The organism is Sporosarcina aquimarina (assembly GCF_033253705.1).
Classification (GTDB): domain Bacteria; phylum Bacillota; class Bacilli; order Bacillales_A; family Planococcaceae; genus Sporosarcina; species Sporosarcina aquimarina.
Genome location: NZ_JAUBDH010000020.1, coordinates 1 through 4,080 on the forward strand (window position 1 = coordinate 1; position 4,080 = coordinate 4,080).

Annotated in this window: 5 protein-coding genes and 1 pseudogene; all 6 read left to right on the forward strand. The window is 37.9% G+C overall.

What is annotated here, in order from left to right; genetic code table 11:
* Positions 1-434, forward strand: a pseudogene (locus QT716_RS16190) (MobV family relaxase); the annotation flags it as partial.
* A gap of 301 nt (positions 435-735) precedes the next feature.
* The gene (locus QT716_RS16195; protein WP_317937202.1) at positions 736-903 is read left to right on the forward strand and encodes a hypothetical protein; all 168 of its coding nucleotides are present in this window, start codon (positions 736-738) and stop codon (positions 901-903) included.
* A 69-nt stretch (positions 904-972) separates the two neighbouring features.
* On the forward strand, positions 973-1,629 hold the full coding sequence (locus tag QT716_RS16200) for a replication protein (protein ID WP_317937203.1): 657 nt from the start codon (positions 973-975) through the stop codon (positions 1,627-1,629).
* A gap of 190 nt (positions 1,630-1,819) precedes the next feature.
* Positions 1,820-2,188 (forward strand): hypothetical protein, encoded by a 369-nt coding sequence (locus QT716_RS16205; protein ID WP_317937204.1) that lies wholly within the window; start codon positions 1,820-1,822, stop codon positions 2,186-2,188.
* A 118-nt stretch (positions 2,189-2,306) separates the two neighbouring features.
* Positions 2,307-2,534, forward strand: coding sequence for a hypothetical protein (locus tag QT716_RS16210; RefSeq protein ID WP_317937205.1), 228 nt, complete (start codon positions 2,307-2,309; stop codon positions 2,532-2,534).
* A gap of 591 nt (positions 2,535-3,125) precedes the next feature.
* A partial coding sequence (gene mobV / locus QT716_RS16215; RefSeq protein ID WP_317937206.1) for a MobV family relaxase occupies positions 3,126-4,080 on the forward strand: 955 nt, incomplete at its 3' end.

The window sequence follows — 4,080 nt, forward strand, 5'->3', positions numbered from 1 at the left end:
CCGCGCGAAATAATAAGCAGTTAAAAGGCAGTATTGAAAAACTGTTAAATACGGATCTTTACCAACAAAATAAGCATCTAAAAGCAGAAAATGTAGAGTTGGAAAAAATGAATCACAGCAATTTAGGGAAAATCGTTCAGTTGAGCACGGAAAATGAAAAGCTGAAAAGTAGAGTCCATGAGTTAACGAAAGAGATTCAAAATATATATCTGGTCTCTAAAGACTTCTTCCAAAAGCACACAAACGATTTAGAAGGCTTTAAAAAGGTTTTTAAGGCCTTTGTAGACAAAGTAAAGGGAATCACACCCAAAGGTGAGTTCAAGCGCACTCACGAGCACGACAGCGGCTTTAATATGGATTCTGTGAAGCAGATGAGTGAAATGAATGAGAAAAAATCACCTCATCGAGATCGAGGAAATGAATTGGAACGATAAAAGACACTTTTGGTGTCTTTTTTATTTTGGTTTTGAATTTGATTTTGAACTTGGTTTTGAACTTTTTGGGGATGTGGGGAGGGGGGCAACTACGACCCCCCCTTTAAGTGCCGAGTGCCAAATTAGGCAACAAAGTAGGTTGAGACTTAGAGCCCCAAGGGTTTCAAGAGCCAACAAAAAACCAACAAAACGCCAACAAAATGACCAAAAAAATAGCAAAAAACACATATTTGCATATATTTGTTGACTAAATGCGCATACTTGTTTACTGTTTAGGTATTATGAGAACGGAGGGAAATGCATGGCTCAAAAAAAGAGATACACGATTAATGTCACGGAAGATATTGCTGAAAAATTTGAGGAGTTAGTAGAATTTTATTCAATGCAAAAATCTGCTGTTATGACTTTGTTGATTAGAGAAGATTATGAGGAAAAAATTCAAGGAAAGGAATTAGAGCAAAAAAAATAACGAAAACTCGGCTTTGGACAAGACAAGAGTTTCCGTTATCAGTCGTTCTGATAGGGTGATCATAACATTATGGCTAAAGACAAGGCAAGATACTTCACGTTTTTGCTATACCCAGAATCCATTCCAGAAGATTGGGAAATGAAACTGGAATCGATTGGTATTCCGATTGCAATTAGTCCAATTCATGATAAGGATTTGAGTAATGCAGAAGGTCAAAAATATAAAAAGGCTCACTACCATGTTATCTATGTTGCTAGAAATCCAGTTACAGTTGAAAGTGTTCGGTTAAAGATCAAGAGGACTCTAGGTGAAAAAAGCATTGCTAAAGTACAGGTGGTTGTTCAAAGTATGGAAAATATATATCTGTATTTAACACATGAATCAAAAGACGCTATCGCTAAAAATAAGCGGATATACGATAAGCGAGATATTAAGCTACTGAACAACTTCGACATTGATAGATACATAACCCTTGATGTTGAAGATAAGGACGATATGCTAAACGATGTCTGTGATTTGATTGATGAACATGGACTGGCAAACATTCGTGAGTTAAGAAGATTCGTCAGAATTAGTGGGGCTGAATACAATTTGCCTAGCATGAAGATAATAAACTCTGTTTTGCGGTCGCATACTGGATTGATTAGATTGTATTTCGATGCTGTTTATCAAGAACGGAAATATGGACGAAACGATTTCGACAAAGAAACAGGCGAATTAAAATAACAAAAATGGAGGTAGATTGAATGATTACTAGAGAAGATGAGGCGAATTTTCCCGAAAGTGCAGTTTGTGTATGGACAATTTTAAATAGGACTACATAGAAAAAGTTATATATTGTAATATTTTTCTAATATTTCCTCCTTTAGGTGCTGATTTGGGATATACTTAGGATTATAAAAAAGGAGGACTTGCTATGAAAAAAATTATTTCTCTGTTGTTTGTCTTTAGTATTCTTTTTGTTGTTCCTTTGCAAGAAGCTCAAGGATCTACCTTGCTAAACACTAGTAGAATTAATGGTGTAACAGCATATGTCGGTGGAACTGTAAGCGGGAGTGCAAAAGTTTGTTTAAGTGGTCCAGGTAATGCACTTGCTTTCAATCCATATGTTAATGTTTATAATTGGTCTAATGCGGGACGAGGTAGTAAGGTGACTGAGGGGAAGCTTTCCCCTGGGGGATGTCTGAGTTTTAACTCTGGGGCAAAAAAAGAACATAAAGTTTATCAAGTTACTGTTTCTAGGACACATTTTGGCGAATATTATTTTAAATTTTATCAAAATTAATTTATGATTCAACTTAGTTATTAGAAAAGAGGCTTGTAAGCGATTATTCGCAACAAGCCTCTTTATGATCAGTAAATCACCAAAGCTACTTATCAAAGGTGGTTAGGAAAGGATAGCTATGAAAAAAATATTAAATGTGTATGGTTGTTTGGCTGCTTTAGGATTAGTATTAACAATTTTTACTCATCCGATTACAGGTACAGATAATATGCGAATAGTTTTTAATAAGGAATTGATGATGAGTTCAAGTGAAATAAAAGAATTCCTTTTATTTATATTCATTAGTTCCATCACGTATTTTTTTATTGTGAATTTGTATTTTAGCAAGAAAAAAATTGAGGAATAAATGGCATTTAGGTTTTATGCGTCCAGCATTATTTACGTCCTCCGTCGAGAGGTGACGTTTCCGGAACCGGATTTATAAACGCAACGCTGAAAACTCAATGTGGCGTTTGTCCAGATCTTTCTGCGGTAGCGGAGCAAGGGGCAGGTTGCCCCGAGTGAGCATAAGGAGCAGAAAGATCTGGACAAACTGATCCAACCCGAACCCTCTTGGCTTGGAACAAACATTGTTTGTTCCTGCCGACCGGCGAGGGAGCCCCCTCAAAAATTGAGGGGGTTGGGGGAGTTTTTTTAGAGGGGGTCAAGGGGAATTGTTCCCCTTGCAGTGTGACAGCGTCACGGTCTTATCTTTGGAAGATGGAGAGGATCCGCTGCGGCAAAACGCAACGGTGAAACGGAATCTTCTGCTCTTGAATTTAGGGAAAAGACCGGCCATCTGCAGGCCGGTCTTTTTTTGCTTTTGACCTTGGGGGAGCTTTCTTGGCTCCCCTGCTTTTAGCTCCCGGCAGGGCACACTTTTACGGATGTAAAGTATAGTGTGTTATACTTTACATGGAAGTTTTGTCCGGAAATCTGGGGCGGAGGGGTGAGGGTTTTGAGCTTTGCAGTAGTCCGAATGCAGAAAATGAAATCACATGATTTGAAGGGAATTCAGTTCCACAATCAGAGAGAACGAGACAGCAAAACGAATCCTGATATTGATAAAAAGAAGACTGATGAAAATTATGATTTGGTCCATGAACGCAAAATAAATTACAACGAGCATGTGAAAGAAATTGTTGAATCTCAAAAAACAGGCACCAGAAAAACGAGAAAAGATGCCGTGCTCGTGAATGAGTTGCTGGTGACTTCCGACAGAACATTTTTCGATAAACTCAATCCAGACGAAACGAAGAAATTCTTCAGAGAAAGTCTGGAGATTTTTGAAGAGAAGTACGGCAAACAAAATATCGCGTATGCGACCGTTCACATGGACGAGAAGACGCCTCACATGCATGTAGGGGTCGTTCCCATGCGTGAAGGTAGATTGCAGGGGAAGAATGTCTTCAATCGTCAGGAACTGTTATGGCTGCAAGATAAATTCCCTCAAAAAATGAACGAAAAGGGTTTTGAATTAGAACGAGGTCAGAGCGGATCTGAACGAGTGCATTTATCTACGGCGGATTTTAAAATGAAAACGCAGAAGGAAGAATTAGAGCAAGATATTGGGTTGCTAGAAAAAGAGATTTCAAGTAAGAAAAGTGAATTATCGGCGCTCAATGAAAAAATTCCTGACGAAGTAATCGTTCCGACAAAAAAACAATTTAAGAAAGTGGAATTTGAAAGCCAGGAGAAAAATATTTTTGGTAGGCCGAAAAAAGAAACCAAAAAAGAACCGACTGGAAATCTCATCGTGACGGAACAAGATTTTAAAAAGCTAGTGAACACCGCGCGAAATAATAAGCAGTTAAAAGGCAGTATTGAAAAACTGTTAAATACGGATCTTTACCAACAAAATAAGCATCTAAAAGCAGAAAATGTAGAGTTGGAAAAAATGAATCACAGCAATT

Bases quoted from the DNA above. Each gene is read 5' to 3' on its own strand.
- QT716_RS16195 (WP_317937202.1), top strand. From the start codon at position 736: ATGGCTCAAAAAAAGAGATACACGATTAATGTCACGGAAGATATTGCT.
- QT716_RS16200 (WP_317937203.1), top strand. From the start codon at position 973: ATGGCTAAAGACAAGGCAAGATACTTCACGTTTTTGCTATACCCAGAA.
- QT716_RS16205 (WP_317937204.1), top strand. From the start codon at position 1,820: ATGAAAAAAATTATTTCTCTGTTGTTTGTCTTTAGTATTCTTTTTGTT.
- QT716_RS16210 (WP_317937205.1), top strand. From the start codon at position 2,307: ATGAAAAAAATATTAAATGTGTATGGTTGTTTGGCTGCTTTAGGATTA.